The 18,369-nt window shown below is 38.2% G+C and carries 14 protein-coding genes; 3 read left to right on the forward strand and 11 right to left on the reverse strand.

Translation table 11 applies throughout. From position 1 onward, the window contains the following. Positions 1-45 precede the first annotated feature (45 nt). On the reverse strand, positions 46-822 hold the full coding sequence (locus AAHB12_RS16740; RefSeq protein WP_342046120.1) for a helix-turn-helix domain-containing protein: 777 nt from the start codon (positions 820-822) through the stop codon (positions 46-48). Between the two features lie 25 nt (positions 823-847). Continuing rightward, positions 848-1,423, reverse strand: coding sequence for a LysE family translocator (locus AAHB12_RS16745; RefSeq protein WP_342046121.1), 576 nt, complete (start codon positions 1,421-1,423; stop codon positions 848-850). Between the two features lie 403 nt (positions 1,424-1,826). On the opposite strand from AAHB12_RS16745, the gene AAHB12_RS16750 reads away from it, so the two are divergent. Next, the gene (locus AAHB12_RS16750; RefSeq protein WP_342046122.1) at positions 1,827-2,675 is read left to right on the forward strand and encodes an oxidoreductase; all 849 of its coding nucleotides are present in this window, start codon (positions 1,827-1,829) and stop codon (positions 2,673-2,675) included. Between the two features lie 220 nt (positions 2,676-2,895). On the opposite strand, the gene AAHB12_RS16755 is transcribed toward AAHB12_RS16750, so the two are convergent. From AAHB12_RS16755 to AAHB12_RS16770, 4 genes are all read right to left on the reverse strand, one after another. Continuing rightward, a complete protein-coding gene (locus AAHB12_RS16755; RefSeq protein ID WP_342046133.1) occupies positions 2,896-3,564 on the reverse strand; it encodes a YdeI/OmpD-associated family protein in 669 nt (222 codons plus the stop codon). A 56-nt stretch (positions 3,565-3,620) separates the two neighbouring features. Then, positions 3,621-4,475: a CPBP family intramembrane glutamic endopeptidase gene (locus AAHB12_RS16760; RefSeq protein WP_342046123.1), complete on the reverse strand. Its 855-nt coding sequence runs from the start codon at positions 4,473-4,475 to the stop codon at positions 3,621-3,623. 784 nt (positions 4,476-5,259) lie between these two features. Then, positions 5,260-6,267: a LacI family DNA-binding transcriptional regulator gene (locus AAHB12_RS16765; RefSeq protein WP_342046124.1), complete on the reverse strand. Its 1,008-nt coding sequence runs from the start codon at positions 6,265-6,267 to the stop codon at positions 5,260-5,262. A gap of 315 nt (positions 6,268-6,582) precedes the next feature. Then, positions 6,583-8,112 carry a DHA2 family efflux MFS transporter permease subunit gene (locus AAHB12_RS16770; protein ID WP_342046125.1) on the reverse strand — a complete coding sequence of 510 codons (1,530 nt, stop codon included), beginning with the start codon at positions 8,110-8,112 and terminating at the stop codon, positions 6,583-6,585. Between the two features lie 187 nt (positions 8,113-8,299). Between AAHB12_RS16770 and AAHB12_RS16775 the strand changes: the two genes are divergently transcribed. Next, the gene (locus tag AAHB12_RS16775) at positions 8,300-9,199 is read left to right on the forward strand and encodes a TetR/AcrR family transcriptional regulator (RefSeq protein WP_342046126.1); all 900 of its coding nucleotides are present in this window, start codon (positions 8,300-8,302) and stop codon (positions 9,197-9,199) included. A gap of 406 nt (positions 9,200-9,605) precedes the next feature. Beyond that, positions 9,606-11,036, forward strand: a complete 1,431-nt coding sequence (locus tag AAHB12_RS16780) for an alanine/glycine:cation symporter family protein (RefSeq protein ID WP_342046127.1) — start codon at positions 9,606-9,608, stop codon at positions 11,034-11,036. Between the two features lie 136 nt (positions 11,037-11,172). On the opposite strand, the gene iolI is transcribed toward AAHB12_RS16780, so the two are convergent. From iolI to AAHB12_RS16805, 5 genes are all read right to left on the reverse strand, one after another. Then, entirely contained in the window at positions 11,173-12,018 is an 846-nt protein-coding gene (gene iolI / locus AAHB12_RS16785) for a 2-keto-myo-inositol isomerase (protein ID WP_342046128.1), read from the reverse strand. A gap of 37 nt (positions 12,019-12,055) precedes the next feature. Further along, the gene (locus AAHB12_RS16790; RefSeq protein ID WP_342046129.1) at positions 12,056-13,096 is read right to left on the reverse strand and encodes a Gfo/Idh/MocA family protein; all 1,041 of its coding nucleotides are present in this window, start codon (positions 13,094-13,096) and stop codon (positions 12,056-12,058) included. A 629-nt stretch (positions 13,097-13,725) separates the two neighbouring features. Further along, entirely contained in the window at positions 13,726-14,745 is a 1,020-nt protein-coding gene (locus AAHB12_RS16795) for a LacI family DNA-binding transcriptional regulator (RefSeq protein ID WP_342046130.1), read from the reverse strand. Between the two features lie 321 nt (positions 14,746-15,066). Continuing rightward, on the reverse strand, positions 15,067-16,479 hold the full coding sequence (locus tag AAHB12_RS16800) for a sugar porter family MFS transporter (protein WP_342046131.1): 1,413 nt from the start codon (positions 16,477-16,479) through the stop codon (positions 15,067-15,069). A gap of 959 nt (positions 16,480-17,438) precedes the next feature. Then, on the reverse strand, positions 17,439-18,369 hold a 931-nt coding region (locus AAHB12_RS16805), incomplete at its 5' end, for a hypothetical protein (RefSeq protein ID WP_342046132.1).

The following is an 18,369-nucleotide window of genomic DNA, read 5'->3' on the forward strand; positions in this document are numbered from 1 at the left end:
GACAGAGGCGTAGTTGCACTTATACTGTCTGCCTAAAATTCCCCCTCAATTTAGATGTGTCATATATTCAAATGCTGTTGTTCCATATACGCTTTTAAAGTGTTTATTTAAGTGAGATAAATCAACAAAACCACATTCAGACACTGCTGAATAAATATCTCTCTTTTTTTCTATTAACTGCTTTGCGCGTTCTATCTTACAATTAAGAAAGTATTGGTATGGTGAAATCCCAGTATGAGCCTTGAATAGTCTGATAAACTGAAATTTCGATAAATGAAGCTCTTTACATACCTCGTCAAGTTTAAGTACATTTTCTAAGTTGGCATAAAGCATATCCTTTGCTTTTCTAATTAGAGCGTTATCTTTCTTATAGTCTGTAGAGAGATTCGTTTGAGTAAGGCTATCTGTGAGGGCTAAGAGTAATTCACTGCACAATGCCTCATCTTTTCCGTTTAATATTGCATGAGAAAGACTTAATATTTTTTGTTCAAGTCTATGATCATACACAATAGGGGTTGAAAAACGTACGATATCTTTTTGTTCAATAACCTCTAAAAACAATTGTGGCTCAATATATAACATCACATAATCAAGACCTGTCTCATCATGGGCCATTCCGTCATGTGCCTGTTCTGGATTAAAAAGCATAACACCATTTTGATATGATAATTGTAAACTGCCATCCAAGTTATAATGTTGAATACCACGTAATGTTACACCTATGGCATATTCCTTGTGAGCGTGCTTTTTATACGTAAAATCAGTAATACTTGCTGACAACGCAGTAATACCTGCCGATTTTTTATAGATAAATTTATCCATTGCATTCCCCTCTTAATTAGCCTACCTACATCCATATCATTACTGCAGCATAAGCTAAAAATAATGCCATCATTATATTAACAGTTTTTTTATGCTTCTGTAAAAACTCCTTGAAGATTGTACCGAAAAGAACCCATGTAATAAATGCTAAAAATCCAATAAGAGTGATCGCGATAACACTGATTGCCACCGCAGGCATTGCGGTATAGTAAGGCATAATAAAGCCAGGAATGACCGTCATTGTAAATAATACCACTTTGGGATTTAAAAACTGCATAAGGAAGCCTGACATAAACGTACCAGTTTGGTTTACAGTTGGTTTTGATGTATCCATTTTGTAAACTTGATAAGCGAGATAGAGCATATAAAAGCTTCCGATTATCTGCATCACAATTAAAATTTTGGGTATTGTCGTTACAAGTATAGTATTCAACATAGCAGAAATAACAAGTAATAAACCAAAAGCAATCGTTGCTCCATACGTATATTCCAGTGCCTTTTTTGTACCAAAATTATGCACCGTGGATAATATGACGATATTAGTAGGTCCTGGTGTAAACGTAATAATAAAACAGTATACTACAAAAGATGTAATATTCATGAGATAAACTCCTTTCAAGATATCCTCATATAACTGTACATTTTAAATTGAAGTAGCATATAGTATATTATTGCAGGATTATAGAAAGCCTCTATAAAATTAAGTCTGCAAAATTTCCTTAGCATCGTAAAAGTCATTTAATAATGTAAAAACCCACTTCCACTTGACAGTCACAGCTATCCCCAATGTTGCTCCTTTAATAGTTCAACACTTGTTAGGTTAATAGATATAAACCAATGTTATAGTTGTTTTAAGACAAAAAAATATCCTTTGCTGTTTCCATCTATACATGTAGTAGAATGGACAGCATAATCATACTTCTAGATGACATAGGTATTATGTAACACAATCACATATCACTTGAATGAGATAAAAGAGATAGAGGAACTGGAGGGGAATTTTTTTGAATCAAACATTGGATCAACAACCTATCGCTCTTGTTACAGGAGCTTCAAGCGGATTTGGTTTGCTAACGAGTGTGGCACTTGCCAAAGAAGGCTATCAGGTGCTGGCTTCTATGAGAAACTTGGACAAGAGGGGAAAATTAGAAGCAGCTGCTGATGAAGCTGATGTGGGGGAACGCATCCGAATCATTCAGTTAGATGTAACCGACTCTGCTGCAGTAGAAACTATAATTACAGGTATAATTCATAGTTATGGACGAATTGATCTGTTAGTGAACAATGCAGGCTATGCTGCCGGCGGATTTACAGAGGAGATTACTCCCGAACAATGGCGGCAGCAATTTGAGGTGAATTTCTTTGGATTAGTAACTGTGACAAAAGCTGTTTTGCCATCGATGAGAGAACGCCGAAGCGGTAAGATTATTAATATTAGCAGCATTAGCGGACGGATCGGCTTTCCTTCTATGGGACCTTATGTATCCTCGAAGTTTGCAGTGGAAGGCTTTAGTGAATCGCTGCGCTTGGAAATGCTGAGGTATGGTGTCTATGTAGTTTTAATTGAACCGGGATCTTATCGGACGGATATTTGGTCAAAAGGATTAGAGTCTGTGAAAAGCAATCCAAATTCCCCCTATTCAAAAGAAATGGAATCAATCTTAAAACATATTAAACACGTTGCCGACACGGCACCTGCCCCGGATGAAGTCATTCAACAGATTGTGCAGGCAGCAAAATCCCCTGCTCCAAAGCTGCGGTATCCCATTGGCAAGGGTGTGAAATTAGGAATTATCTTGAAACAGCTGCTCCCATGGAAATGGTGGGAGCGTATAGTCGCAAAGCGTTTTTAGGCTTAATAAACAAACAGGATCTCAAGCTGGTTGCTTAGCAGGTCCGGTCCCCCTTGTCGCAAACCCTAAGTTCCCCGCTACAATTTCGGCCGTTTTCTTAGAGACAACAGCAATGGGTGAAAAATATACGAAATAGGCAGTCACCTAATGGCAGCTGCTTATTTTTGCTTCCATACAGTTATATTCTAATGAATGTATCTCTTTTTTCATAAATCTGTAATTATTTGTCTTTGCGATATAGATCCCGGCTCTTGTAGCCTGCTCCAAGAATCACTTTCATCTCCTCGCGTCGTTTTGCTTTTGTTGCCTCTTGTTTAGCGCTATACACATAACGAGCCCAATCTTTACGGTACCCTGGGGTAAGTGATTGATAAAAAGCAAGCAAATCTGGGGTGTCCTGCAAATCCTTTTCCACATCAGGAATCAACGCGATATAATCATCAACACATTGACTTGCTTTTGTGGATGTATGATTTTTGTTTTGAGAATCTTCTTTTAGACCAACAACTGTAAAAACATCATCTAATCCTACCATACGCGCAAATTTGATATTGCTTGTCCCAATATAGCCATCTTCATCTGCACCTAACCCACCTAATAAATCATCACGATGAATAAACGTTGGGTACACTTTATTTCCCTTTTTTGGATAAGCCAAAAAGAGATAGCCATTTTTATTTAGATAATTTTTTTCAATAACCTCGTTTACAAGAGCTTGTAAAGATTCCATATTTAACACAAAAGCAAAAATAAGATCATATGTGCTATCGATTAGCTCTGTATCATAATCTGCTAACCCTGCTAAATAATCTGCGTCATCTGGTACATGCAATACCGCTACTTTTTTATATTTTTGTAGGTTTAGCTTTTCTACTATTGTTTTCACTATTGTTATCCACCTGTTAAATTTATTCTATTTCCTCATTTATTGTAAAATTCATCCTTTTAATTAGCAAGCTTTTGGATTAAGTTATCTTTTCTATAAGGTTTAATCGTGTCTCCGCTTAAAGATCTCCAGATAGGAAAAGCAAGGACCGACCATATGATTAAAGAAATTATTCCCGTTTCCCCAGCAACTATTTCCCAATTTGGGCTCTTTGTGAAAAAAAGCTGTTCCCACAATCCTCGATGAAAATTTATCGACATATGAAATAGAACTACAGGCCACAAACTTTGGCTTTTAATACGAACCCAGCTCATGACGACAGATAAGGGGATAAGCATTAATGTGAACATCAGCATATTTATCCAAACATTACCATTATCATTGTAACCATTTATATAAAAAGGATAGTGAAATAAAATCCATATCAAGCCTGTATATACAATGGTTTTTTTCAAGGTGCTAACCTTTAATAATTGTGAATGCAGCATCCCTCTCCAGCCAATCTCTTCTGCAAATGCAAAGATAAATGGTGTTAAAATCATATTCAGCGTAAAATGATGTTTCACTAACATCATTATGAGTTCACTACGTGAATGTATCCACTCAGGATAGTCTGAAGTAGGAAGTAAATTGACATACCCCAATAGCCATGCTCCTAAGAAACTTATGATGACCGGGACTCCTGCCAATAGCCCATATATATACCACCTGATGTCTCCTATCTTAAATAAACCCATCTCTCCCAAGGTTTTCAGTCTATTTTTATGTAAAAATCCAAGCATCATAAATGTAATAATTAAAGGGAGGGCTTGACTTAACGCTGCTAGGATAGGATTTTTTGTGACATGAAAAATAGTCGTTAATATCAAAACTAAAACAGAATACAGATAAACAAGCATGAACGGTTTTCTCATTTTTTCTTCTCTCTCCTTCTTTGAAATGTTTGAGTTATCGATTGTTGTTTCTCTACAACTCATTTTAATTCGGTATCGGTTTAACTCACATCGTTTATCCTTACAAATCAGAATGGTTCCCTTACAATTTTGTAAGCTTCAATCCCTAAAAGGATTTACTTGCCGATCAGCCTGTTATCGTTACCTTCTGCTTTTTAGAAACAGAAAACTCACCGACTGGCGAGCCCTGCCTTTGGCGAAGACAGAGGTGTAGTTGCACTGTACTACGTCGAATTGGCTTCCTGTTAGAAATGTATACTTTCTTACAGTGAAATAAAAATCCCACGGGTCGTCCCGTGGGATTTTTATTAGTCTTATAAACTCTGCCTGTAAAAAATATAATCCTTACGTTAAGATTATCAAATTCTATATTCCCTCCGAGCAATTGTCGACTCTATGTTCCTACCGCATAAACCGTTTGCAGCTTTAATAGCTGTCTCCATTGCTTTTCTACCTTGCTCTGTTGGATTTTTCACCAATGACATTTTTTCTTATTTTTATTACAAATTCTCCCTTTATAAATATTCAAACAAAAAAGAGAACGATTACATAAAAATCCCGCAAAATAGTTTATAACTACTTCAACAGAATAAAGAAAACTCGCTGACTGGCGAGCCCTGCCCCCGGGCGAAGACAGAGGCGTAGTTGCACTTATACTTTATTCCTAAAATTTCTCGCCACGTCGAATCGTCTCCCAGCTAGAAATTTATACTTTCTTAAAGTGAGCAAAACCTTACCTCAATTCCTATCTCCTACAACGAGAAGTAGATTCCCGAACGACTAACTTTGGAGATAAAACGATTCGCTGTTTAGTTTCCTTTGGCCCTTCAATCTCTTCAACCAATAGTTCAACCACCTTCTTACCCATTTCCTGAATAGGTTGTGCTATTGTCGTTAATGGTGGGTCACACACAGTAGCAAGGATCGTATCGTCAAATCCAACAATCGAAAGATCCTTAGGAACATGTATCCCCAGCTCCCGCGCGCTTTTGACTGCTCCAATTGCCAGGAACTCAGTTGATGCAAAAATAGCTGTCGGAGGCTCAGGTAAATCCAAGAGCTTTCGTGTCGCTTGTTTTCCCGCATCCAACGTAGTATTATCTAGAAGCACCAAATTCTCATCATATTCCAATCCTGCTTCTTCCAGCGCTTGTCTATACCCCTGAACTCTCGCTCTAACTACCGACCAATTTATATTCTCAGTAATCATTGCAATTTTTCGATGTCCTAAGCTGATTAAGTATTGTACAGCCTCATATCCCCCTAAAAAATCATCTACCAATACTGTGTCAACAGCAAGTGAAGGTATGTCCCTTGAAAGTAAAGCAACAGGAATCTCAGCATTGATCAGCTCTTTTATTGCCTTATAATCGTTTAATCCTGTAGCAAGGATAATACCATCTACATACTTTTGCTTTAGTATAGAAATATATTCAAGCTCATTGTCTAAATGATTGTCAGTGCTGCAAACCAGCAAGCTGAAGCCGAATTTTTTCACATGATCTTCAATACTTCTTGCCACTTCTGCCATAAATGGATTTGCAATACTAGGTATGAGGAGCCCGATCGTTTGGATACGTTTTTTTACGGACGCGACAACACTAGGCTGGTAATTCAGCTCTCTCATCGTTTCCCTAACCTTTTGTCTGGTTTTCTCCGCGATACTTCCTGTATTATTCAGTACCTTAGAAACCGTTGAAATCGATACCCCGGCCTTCTCTGCCACATCGTATATTGTTACTGTTGATTTCATTTCTTCCCTCTCTTTTCTCTTAGCAACTCTATATTTATTCTATCCCATATTTAATTATAGGTAAAATAACATCTCATCGCTAAAGAAAACTCACCGATTGGCGAGCCTTGTCTTTGGGCGAAGATAGAGGCGTAGCCCTACTTGTACTTTATTCCTAAAATTTCTCACTACGTCGAATTGGCTCCTAGCTAGAAATTTATACCTTCTTAAAGTGCGAAAAAAATATCCCGTCCATAAAAGCGTACTTTTACGAACAGGATAACTGATAACCATTAGAACACGGCCATAGAGTTAGTGAATAGTAAACTGTATTGCTTAATTCTCCGCCAATTTATTTACCATCTTTTTTTCAGATGATTTTTCCGCTATTGTATCTTCCGCTTGTTTTGCCCGTTTGATAAAGAAAGCAAGAACAAGTGCAAGACCTGCAATAAAGACGGTCACAAAGAAAGCAAAATTGACTCCTTCCAGCATAGCTTTCATAGCAATTTGCTGTTTCATCCCAGCAATTGCTTCAGGTGTTAGCTGCCCTGTCGCATGCTTCATTGCGTCTGCAGCTAACTCTTTTGCATGAGTTTCTGTACGATTTGACATGATGGTAACTAGTAACGCTGTACCGATAGCGCCAGATACCTGCTGCAACGTATTATTCATGGCAGTACCATGAGGATAGAAGCGTGCAGGCAATTGATTTAAACCGTTTGTCGAAACAGGCATCATCACCATGGACATCCCCAGCATCCGCACAGAGTATAAAATAATCAAGTGGGTATAGGTAGTGTCCAGTGTTAGTTTGCTGAAATAATAACTTGTTACGGTTGTAAGTGTTAAGCCAATGATAGCTAAAACCCGCCCGCCAAACTTATCAAATAATTTACCGGTAATAGGTGACATAAGAGCCATAATCAATGCTCCAGGAAGCATCATCAAACCTGCGTCCAGCGGGGATATCCCGCGAATCGTCTGAACATAGATAGGTGTCAGCACCATACCCGAAAACATGGCCATCGTTACAACCATCGAAATGGTTGCTGATAAAGCATACATAGGATATTGAAAAATTCTAAAATTCAGCATCGGCTTCTCTTGCTTGAATTGACGCAAAATGAATAGCACTAACGAGATAGCACCAACGATAATTGTCACATATACTTCCGGGCTATCCCATCCTTTTTTGCCGGCTGAGCTAAATCCATATAATAATCCGCCAAAGCCCACGCTAGATAACAGCACCGAAACTCCATCAAGGCGAATATCGATTTTCTCCTTTTTATCCTTCAGTAAGAAAACACCAAACAATAGCACGCCAATAGCGACAGGAGTTACAACGTGGAACAGCATTCTCCAATCATAATGCTCAACAAGCCATCCTGATAAAGTCGGTCCAATCGCGGGTGCACCCATTAAAATTAGACCAAATACCCCCATTGCGGTTCCTCTTTTTTCCGCTGGAAAGCTCACTAGCATTACATTCATCAACAGCGGCATCATGATAGCTGAACCAACCGCTTGAGTCATACGACCTGCTAATAACAAAGGAAAAACATGGGCAGCTCCTGCCAATATAGTTCCGATTGTAAAGAAACTCATAGCTGCCAAAAATAAGTGGCGTACAGAGTATTTTTGAATTAAAAAAGCAGTAGTCGGAATTAAAATACCGTTCATTAGCATATAGCCTGTTGTTAACCACTGCACAGTTGATGCATCAACATCTAAATCCTTCATAATCGAAGGCAATGCAATATTTAGCAATGTGTTATTTAAAAAAGCAATAAAGGCCCCGATCATTAAGACCGCAAGCATTCCGTAAGGCGGTCGACCCGCCTTTTTTATCGAATGTTCCATTTTCCCTCTCCCCTATACTTTAAGTTCATTATTTTATACTGTTGTTCTATACAAACGATATCATATACCATCGGTTCAAAAAAAGCAATTCAAATTAAACAGATATTTACCGCGTTTGTGCAAACTATAAAAATAAGGTATGATATTTTTTGTACAGGTAGTCTAATTGGAAATAAAGGTGATTAGTATGAATGACAGAAAACAGCATGTGATAAAAATGGCTCACCAACTATTTATTGACAAGGGTTTTCAAGCTACGTCCATTCAAGACATATTGGAATATAGCGGCATTTCCAAAGGGACATTTTATAATTATTTTTCTTCTAAGAATGAGTTATTAATTGCTCTTTTTAAAATGATCTACAAGAAGATGGAACATGAGCGAAATGAATTACTGATTGGCCAAGATCCCAGTAACATTCAAATCTTTATGAAACAAGTTGAATTACAAATGAACACAAATCGAACAAATAAGTTAATCTCTCTTTTTGAAGAGGTATATTTTTCAAACGATGCAGAGCTTAAGGAATTCATAAAACAAAGTCAGTTAAGGATGGTTCGCTGGATCTATGAGCGGTTCATCGACATCTTTGGGGAGAGCAAAAAGCCCTATTTAGTGGATTGTGCTATTATGTTTACAGGGATTTTACACCATAACCTAAAATATTTTGGGATGGCACATGAATCAAATACCGGCATCCACCAGGTTGTCCGTTACACTGTAGACCGTGTGGCGAAGATGGTTGATGAAGTGGCAGAAACCGGCGAACAATTAATTCAGCCTGAGTTTTTAGATACCTGGCTGCCAAGCTGTCAGAAACTCAATCAGTCTTTCCAACAAAAACTAGATCAAACGATCACGACATTAAAAAAAGCTCTTCATTCTGACGAAGAACAGTCTAAATGTCACGAGTTGCTGGACTTTATTCAAAGTGAACTGTTGTACTCAAAAAACCCAAGAAAATTTCTGATCGAAAGTGCCCTTTTATCCTTGAAAACAGATCAAATATTTTCAGAAAAAAAAGAACTCCAACAACTCGACCAGCTGGTTACTGCTTATTTTACGCAAGACGAGGAAATCGACTAGTATCTCGCCCGGCCAAAAACGCATAGCTCATCAAAAAAACCGACTTTTCCTAATGAAACGAAAAATCGGCTTTTTTGATGAGCTTCTAACTGGAAACTTATACTTTCCTACAGTGTAAAGAAAGCTTGCCAATTGGCGAGCAGTTAGGCGAAGACAGAGATGCAGTTGCACATACACCATATCCCTTCTTTTTTATTCGGAATTTTAAGATATTTTCTAACAAAAAATATTTGTAAGAGCTTACCTTACAGGTATACCGCGGTTTTCTCCCAGTCATTCTTTTGTAAGGACTATCACCTTTCCAAGCCTGTACTGCACTAGGTAGTTTACATAATGATATAGCTCCATTTATAATCAGTACTGTTGCATTTTTTGCAAAAATTTTTTACATCAAGGAGATGAATTCATGACAGAATTAATTGCGATTATTAACGATTATTTATGGGCTAAATTAATTGTAATTTTCTTAGTTGCAATCGGCCTATTTTTAACAGTTAATTTAGGCTTCTTACAGATAAGATTCTTCCCTGAAATGATTCGTTTATTATGGGGTAGTGGTAAAAATAAAGGTACAGACAAAAAGACTGTTTCATCATTACAAGCATTTATGATTGGGATGGCTGCTCGTATTGGTACAGGTAATATCGCCGGTGTTGCAACAGCAGTGGCATTGGGCGGCCCTGGTGCAGTATTTTGGATGTGGCTAATCGCATTAATTGGATCAGCTTCCGCTTTTGTAGAGAGTACACTAGCTCAAGTCTACAAAGTGAAAGCTGGAGATTCCTGGCGTGGTGGCCCTGCTTACTATATGGAAAAAGCTTTAGGAAGCAGAAAACTTGGAATTGCATTTAGTATCTTACTTACTTTATCCTTTGGTTTAATTTTTAATGCTGTACAAGCAAATACAATCGCTGCTTCCCTTGAAAATGAATTTGACATAAGCACAACTACAACTGCGATTGTACTTGGTGTGATTACCGCTCTCATTATCTTTGGCGGTGTACACTCAGTAGCCAAGTTCTCTACAGTCTTAGTACCTATTAAAGCTGGTGTTTATATTTTATTATCATTGTGGATCATGATTTCCAATTACGATATATTGCCAAGTGTTTTTGGTGCAATTTTCTCAGAAGGCATATTCACATTTAAACAGTTATTTGGCGGTGTAATGGGCGCGGCTGTACTTCACGGGATCCGTCGCGGATTATTCTCAAACGAAGCTGGTATGGGATCTGCACCAAACGCAGCCGCTGCCGCAGATGTTACTCACCCGGTAAAACAAGGATTTGTCCAAGCTTTAGGTGTAATTGTAGATACGTTTGTAATCTGCTCATCTACGGCTATGATTGTTTTAGTTTCAGGTGTATATAAAACATCTGAGCTGACAGGTATTCCTTTAACACAAGAATCCTTGCGCGTAGGACTTAGCGACTCTGCTGCAACATTTGTGTCAGTTGCTGTATTCTTATTCGCTTTAAGTACAATTATGGGTAACTACTATTATGGTGAATCAAACATCAGCTTCATGAAACATAGCAAAGCATCTATTTATCTATACCGTTTCGCTGTAATTGCAATGGTCTTATTCGGAGCATTATACAGTGCTGAATTAATTTGGTCTTTAGCAGATATTTTCATGGGTTGTATGGTTTTGGTTAACCTATACGCCATTACCCGCTTATCTAAAGTTGCTAAAGCTCTATTAAAAGATTACATTGCGCAAAAGAAACAAGGATTAGATCCTGTTTTCCATGCTGATAGTATTCCAAACCTTCCAGGACGTGAAAATTTAGAAGCGTGGGTGGAAGAAGAAGAATTAAACAAACAGGTGGGATGATGTAAGTAGCCCATTAAGAAAAGCGGACAAGGCCCGAAAAGTTATACTTTCTTACAGTAAAAAAAAACCATCATTGCATAGGCGTTCGCACTATGAATGATGGTTTTTTTGTGATAAAGCTGTCCGTACTTCCGCTTTATACTGTCTGTAAATCGTAATATTTAGACATCACTTTAAGTGTTGTTTCTTTTGCAGTCTTAATTGCCTCTTCTGCATCCAGCTTGTAATACTCTGGACGGAATAATTCAACAGACACAACATCAGAGTAACCGATTTCCTTCAATGTAGTTAAAATGCTATCTAAATCAATGGCACCAAGTCCAGGCCATACGCGATCTTCATCTGTTAAGAAACCGATAGGGAAATCTTCTGTATCATCGATATGCAAGATGAAGATTTTTGAACCATCAGCTTTTTTCAGATCATTTAAATCTGATCCCATCGCATGGAAGTGGAAGCAATCAAGTACTAATCCCACATTTTCACGATTAACAGTTTCAACAATATCATATGCCTGGCCGAATGTATTCACTGTACACTGTGGATGTCCGACAAATTCAACCGCAATTTTTATTCCATACGGCTCTGCAATATCGGATAGTTCAGTCAATACCTCTACGCAGCTTTTCTTAATATCTTGTTTCAAGATTTTCTGTTCTGTTACTAGCGGAACCGCCACAACATATTTGACGCCCAGCTTCGTCGCTGTTTCCATCATCCCTTTAAATTCATTGATAATTTCCTTGTAGCCAGCTTCGTCACGGTTATTAAAAAATACTAACGCATTAAATGCTAATGGCTTAATATGATGTGTATTAAAGAACTCAGCCAATTCATCAATAGACTTTTCCTGTAAGTATTCAGGTAATTTATCCATTGTACGAATTTCGATATAATCATAGCCGTGTTTATCGCAATATTCTAAATCTTTGATCAGATTAGAGTTTTCCAATGTCGTAGCTTGGTTAAAACAAAGTTTCATGATAATCCTCCATTACTTTTTAGTATTTTTAATATGTTTAAACAGTTTTAACTGTTTCTTTTTCATTTTTATAAAAAGCAGGTTTTTCTGCTAATGCAACAGGCTCTTTTTCTCCTGTTTGTTGTGATTTCACGCAAGCATCTGCTGTTACAGCTGCAATGTAGCCATCCCATGACGTTGGACCATTAGGCTCACCAGTGTTCTTAATAGAATCCATGAAATCTTGTAATTCTTTGTCATACGCATCAATAAAGCGCTGTTTCCAATCCATTAGGATACTTGTACCAAACTGCGCTGCCTTACGAGTTGCAATACCAGAGAATTCCGGAAGATACGCAACGCCATCTTCACCAATAACCTCACATTGAATATCGTAGCCGTACTTACAGTTTACAAATACTTCTGCAGTAATGATAATACCGCTGTTTGTCTCTAGTGTGATCAGCTGTGGATCTTGCAAGTGAGCTGCTGCACGTTGTGTTTTCTTTGGAAATGCTACCTGTACAGACTTATAATCATCGTTGATCAACCAGTGTAAAACATCAATTTCGTGAATTAATGTGTCATTGATAGCCATATCTGTCGTATAGTTATCACCAACTTCTGGATTTCTATGCACGCAGCGAATCATCAATGGTTCACCGATATAATTGCTATCAATCGCCTCTTTTAATTGAACGTAACCGCTGTCATAACGACGCATAAATCCAACCTGAACTAAACGTTTGCCATGCTTCATTTCTGCTTCCACAATTCTCATGCAGCCTTCTGCCGTTGTTGATAAAGGTTTTTCGCAGAATACATACTTTCCAGCCTCGATTGCAGCCAGTACACTTTGTTCATGAGCAGGACCCCAGCTTGTTACGAGTACAGCATCCACATTTGCATCAGCTACAAGCGTCTTATCATCTGGATAGATAACAGCATCTAAACCGAATTCTTCTACAGCACTTTTTGCAGATTCTTGATTCACATCAGTTACCGCAACAATTTTTCCTCCGGATAAATTGTTTGTGATTCTTTTAATATGCTCTCTTCCAATTGCACCTGTTCCTATTACACCAAACTTTAAAGTCATAATCATATTCCTCCTGATTTATTTATAAGTAATTTTTTCATCTATAATGTTTCCGTTTTAATAAAGCGCATCCAATCGATAAACTACATCAGCATTAACTTCTTGCAGGCACTAACAATATTTATGGAAACTCATATTAATGAAACGAAGCTTTATTAAAGGGAATTTTAATATTGGACAATCCTACACAAGAAAGGATTATCGATTTCCCTGATAAAGATAAGTATATACGTTTACAAAAATGTTATTTACTAAATTCCTTTGCATCACCCCTTTATTTTATATAAAACACAAAATGTAACCGTGTTCTTCATTAAGATTTTAGGGTTATCGATTTCCTTAAGTTGTTTTTAGTTTATCCTATAATCCCTCATATTTCAATGCCTTTTTTTAAGTTTATCTTCAAAATTATTTTTGTCATTATAGCTCCATATAGATGATTGAGAGTATCATTATGCTGTATTCCTAAAATTTCCGACTCTGTCGAATTCGCTTCCAGCTGAAAATTTATCCTTTCTTACCGTGTAAAAAGAAATGAGCATAGGCAAAGCGCCCATGCTCATTTCTTTTTACACAAACCTCAACTGCCGCTAGCATGAGAGAACTGCAATGCTAACAGAAGCTAAGTGCTATATTTTATTTGAATCATTCAATCTTGTTGTTGATTGACGGACAACCAATTCCGGAAGCAGAGAGATACGTTGCTTCATGTTATCCTTTTGTTCAATTTGTTGAATTAAGAGCCCCATCGCCTGTCTTCCCATTTCATGTATTGGTATAGCTATAGAAGACAGCTGAGGTTCTACAATCTTGCACATAACGGTATTATCAAATCCTATAACAGATAATTCATCTGGCAGCTTAATACCAAGCTCCTTCGCCGCGAGCATCGCACCAATAGCTAATGTATCATTACAGCCAAAAATTGCTGTAGGCCTTTGCCCGCTGGCAAGCAATTCACGAGCACATAGCTGAGCTCCTTCAATTGTCAGATCCGTGGTTGTCCTAATTAAGTTTTTATCTAGCTCTATTCCTGCATTTATTAAAGCCTTTTCGTATCCCCTTACGCGCTCTGTACCACTTACTGTTTCTTCCTGTGCGATAATACCAATTCTACAATGCCCTAGAGACAACAAATGCTCAGTGGCAATATAGCCGCCTAAATAATCATCGCCAGCCACACTGCCTACAGGAAGTTCTGACCGATGAAGAGAAATAAGTACTAACGGGATTTCTTCTTCAATTAATTGTCTCAAAACCGGTTCATTTTTAAAGACAGAGGCGATGATAAAGCCGTCAACACGTTTCTGCTTTAGCAAAGTAATATGCTTAGCTTCCTTTTCAGGGTCACTTCCGGTACTGCACATGACAACACTAAAGCCCAATTCTTGCCCGTATTCCTCTATATATTTTAAATATTGAGCATATATAGGGTTCGCTGCGTCAGGAATTAATAATGCAATGGTATAAGTGGATTTTCCTTTCATTGCCGAAGCTAATACATTAGGCTGATAGTGAAGCTTATCTATAATCTCCATAATCTTTTTTTTCGTTTTCTCACTGATCCGTCCCTTATTATTAATTACCTTGGAAACGGTAGTAGCAGATACCCCCGCTTCCCTTGCAATATCATAAATGGTTGGCTTCATTTCTCCCATCCCACTCTTTCAACATGATATATATTTTCTTATGACAAAGCTGCCTGTTCTTCCAATTCCATTTGCTTTTCTGTATAACTTAGTATACCACAGCAAGGTTATGAAATGAGGTCCTAAAACAGGAAAAGACCACAAAGCTTTCTCTAAAGAAGTCCTTTGCGGTCTTTCGATCTATTTCCATACCTTTTTCAGGCGCTGCGACTCATATGCCATTGGTTTATAGACGAATAGTAACATCACCAACCACCTATAAAATGACCATTTCCATCGCACCACTTTTTAAGGATTTATCACTATATAACCTTTAGCGATTTACTTCGCCTGAGCCTCAATCTGATCCAAAGATTCCTGAGCATCTTGGCCATCGTGATTACGAAATTGTTGTTCTAGCTGCTCAAGTGTAAGCCCTTTCGTTTCTGGCAAGAATTTCTTCACAAATGTAATTGCTCCAATTCCTAGAACTACGAAGATAAAGAATGTCGTAGACAAACCGACCTTCTCAAGTAATACTGGGAACACCAAGCCGATAAGGAAGTTTACGCTCCAAAGGCAGAACACAGTAACCCCCATACCAAGACCGCGTAATCGTAGCGGGAATATTTCTGAGAGCATAAGCCATGTTACAGGTGAAATAGCTCCCTGTTGGAAGGCAAGGAATGTAACTGTTAGAGCAAGCACAACATATGGAAGTGCTGGAGATCCTTCAAGCACACTTGAGAATATTCCCATAAGCAGAAGCGCTGCCGTAGTTCCTGCCAAACCAGTTATTAACATTGGTCGACGACCAACTTTTCCAAGAAGCCCAATCCCAAAAATAGTTGCCAAAACCGAAATAACACCGTTTGCAACATTACCGATAAGTGCAGCCTCTGTTTCAAAGCCAGCACCTTTCAGGATCTCAGTACCGTAATACATGATCGAGTTAACCCCTGTAACTTGCTGTACAATCGCAATTCCAATTCCTATAAAGACGATGCGGCGCACCCATGGTACATTCAAGTCTTTAAATGTTGCTTTCTTCATTCCCTCTTCTTGAGCGGAAGCCACTTGAATTTCAATCAATTCTGATTTAGCACGTTTCTCCTCACGTATCTTTTGGAGGACTTTCAGAGCCTCTGCATTTTTCCCTTTTGATACAAGCCAACGCGGGCTCTCAGGTACTCTAAGCATACCAAAGAATAGCAACGTAGCTGGAAGTGCTGATATAACTAGCATATAACGCCAAATATGCGAATTGTCGCCCATTGTATTACCAAGAATGGCATTGAAAACATACGCCAATAGCTGTCCGCTAACAATCATCAATTCATTTTGCGTAACCATTCGGCCCCTGCTCTCCGCCGGTGACATTTCCGCTAAAAAGGTCGGAACTGTTACAGATGCTCCTCCTACAGCAAGTCCCAGCATGAAACGGCAAAAAATCATAACCTCAACATTCGGAGAAAGAGTACATCCAAGTGTTGAAATAAAGAACAATACCGCAAGAAACAGAATAGTTTTGCGACGACCACTATAATCTGATAATCGGCCACCGAATACCGCGCCAAATGCTGCGCCAAAAAGAAGTGAACTCGCAACAAGGCCCTCAGTAAGTGAATTAAGACCAAGCGCTTCAGACATATAAGGTAAAGCACCATTGATAACACCTGTGTCGTATCCGAATAGTAGTCCTCCGAAGGTCGAGACTAGGATAATGGTACGTAAAAATAACTGTTGATTCCTCATGTAAATTCTCCCTCTCCTTTCTTAATTTAAGAAAAGATTAATCATTTTTCAGTTGGCTTTTTCCAATCTAACGAAGCATAACAACGAGAAAGCCGCGAAAGATTTTATTTAAGCTCAACCCTTAGTAACGAAGAGCACTAATCCTCCTATTGCTTTTAGCCTCATAATGCAACTCCCTAGGTATCACAAACAGGAAAAAGTGAATCTATGTCCTGTTGAATATCGTGTTTAGCACTTTATAAAGGTCTATACAATGTAAGAAGTATCAGTGCATTTTTCATAACAGATGGTTACTCATCCGCCTTAACAGCTTACAATTTCCTTAAACACTAAAGGATAACGCTTACATTCCCATCATAATTATTAACCTAAAATCTTTCCCATGATAACAAATAAACAAGAGCTAAAACATATGTTATTATTGCTATTTCAAAGATTTCTTTTAAAGATTAAGGATTATCGATTACCCTTTTAACAAAAAATATGAACATCTAGTAAAACAATCTTCTCAGTATTCTCCCTCTGTTTTTGCAAGAAAAACAGTTATAAACGCTTTCACTTTTCATCAACTTAAGGTTATCGATTACCCTATTGGTTGCCTTTATTGTATCTTGTACTTCATAAGATTTCAATACCTTTTTTGAAAAAATTTTCTGCATATTCAATCCGTTTTCAAAAATCAATACTCTTCTCAAAATTATTATATCGAATCATTAAGTAGACTAAAACTTCACATAACAAAATGAAAAACGAAAAACAGCCCTTTTGAGGCTGTTAATTGACACAATAGTTGAAGTTAAAGTTTTTTCTAAAGAAAACTCGCTGATTGGTGAGCCCTGCCCTTGAGCGAAGGCAGAAGTATAGTTGCCCTTATACTTTATTCCTAAAATTTCCGACCACGTCGAATTTGCTTCTAGCTGGAAATTTATACTTTCCTACAGTGCAAAGAAACAAAACGTTTACCCTACTTGTAATCCTTCAAATTGAGTTTTTGCCGATTCAGTTCTAATAACTCCCTTATTGTCACTAGCGAAAAATACCTCTACCCTATCATTGGCTTGTAATTCTAAGGTAGTGGCTACGCTTACGGAACCATCAACAGTCGTAACTTCAGAGTCTGAAGCCACAATATTGCCATTTACTCTTATCTGTAAATGTATTGCACCTGTAGGAAGACCACGAGGGGCAAAGGAAACACTTGCGATAATAGAATATAGACCTTTTTCTTTTGGAATAAACGCCGATGCAATTGAATCGTATTCATCCGCTAAATCAAATTGTTCATTTTGGAAAAAAACTTTTACTTCTCCAGTTCCCTGAACAGTTTGGCCTACAGCTTTAGTAGCCGTGAACGCTGATTTTCTTACATTTTTCTTTTTTCCGCCTTTCTTATAACCCCAAGCATTTACATTAACAGTAGGATAATAGGGCTTTTGTTTCTTGTCCCGTGATTGATCGTCGCTCTTCGCTTTAGAATAGTCCTCGGTCTTATCTTTCTGATGATCGTCGCTTTCATCTTTCTGTTGACCGTCACTCTCATCTTTCTGTTGACCGTCACTCTCATCTTTCTGTTGACCGTCGCTCTCATCTTTCTGTTGAGCGTCGCTCTCATCTTTCTGTTGACCGTCACTCTCATCTTTCTGTTGACCGTCGCTCTCATCTTTCTGTTGACCGTCGCTCTCATCTTTCTGACGACCGTCGCTCTCATCTTTCTGACGACCGTCGCTCTCATCTTTCTGACGACCGTCGCTCTCATCTTTCTGTTGACCGTCACTCTCATCTTTCTGTTGACCGTCGCTCTCATCTTTCTGTTGATCGTCTCTCTCATCATTCTCTTGACCGTCGCTCTCATCTTTCTGTTGACCGTCGCTCTCATCTTTCTGATGACCG

The organism is Bacillus sp. OTU530 (assembly GCF_038440375.1).

Bases quoted from the DNA above. Each gene is read 5' to 3' on its own strand.
- AAHB12_RS16780 (WP_342046127.1), top strand. From the start codon at position 9,606: ATGACAGAATTAATTGCGATTATTAACGATTATTTATGGGCTAAATTA.
- AAHB12_RS16740 (WP_342046120.1), bottom strand. From the start codon at position 822: ATGGATAAATTTATCTATAAAAAATCGGCAGGTATTACTGCGTTGTCA.
- AAHB12_RS16770 (WP_342046125.1), bottom strand. From the start codon at position 8,112: ATGGAACATTCGATAAAAAAGGCGGGTCGACCGCCTTACGGAATGCTT.
- AAHB12_RS16800 (WP_342046131.1), bottom strand. From the start codon at position 16,479: ATGAGGAATCAACAGTTATTTTTACGTACCATTATCCTAGTCTCGACC.
- AAHB12_RS16775 (WP_342046126.1), top strand. From the start codon at position 8,300: ATGAATGACAGAAAACAGCATGTGATAAAAATGGCTCACCAACTATTT.
- AAHB12_RS16765 (WP_342046124.1), bottom strand. From the start codon at position 6,267: ATGAAATCAACAGTAACAATATACGATGTGGCAGAGAAGGCCGGGGTA.
- AAHB12_RS16745 (WP_342046121.1), bottom strand. From the start codon at position 1,423: ATGAATATTACATCTTTTGTAGTATACTGTTTTATTATTACGTTTACA.
- AAHB12_RS16795 (WP_342046130.1), bottom strand. From the start codon at position 14,745: ATGAAGCCAACCATTTATGATATTGCAAGGGAAGCGGGGGTATCTGCT.
- iolI (WP_342046128.1), bottom strand. From the start codon at position 12,018: ATGAAACTTTGTTTTAACCAAGCTACGACATTGGAAAACTCTAATCTG.
- AAHB12_RS16790 (WP_342046129.1), bottom strand. From the start codon at position 13,096: ATGACTTTAAAGTTTGGTGTAATAGGAACAGGTGCAATTGGAAGAGAG.
- AAHB12_RS16760 (WP_342046123.1), bottom strand. From the start codon at position 4,475: ATGAGAAAACCGTTCATGCTTGTTTATCTGTATTCTGTTTTAGTTTTG.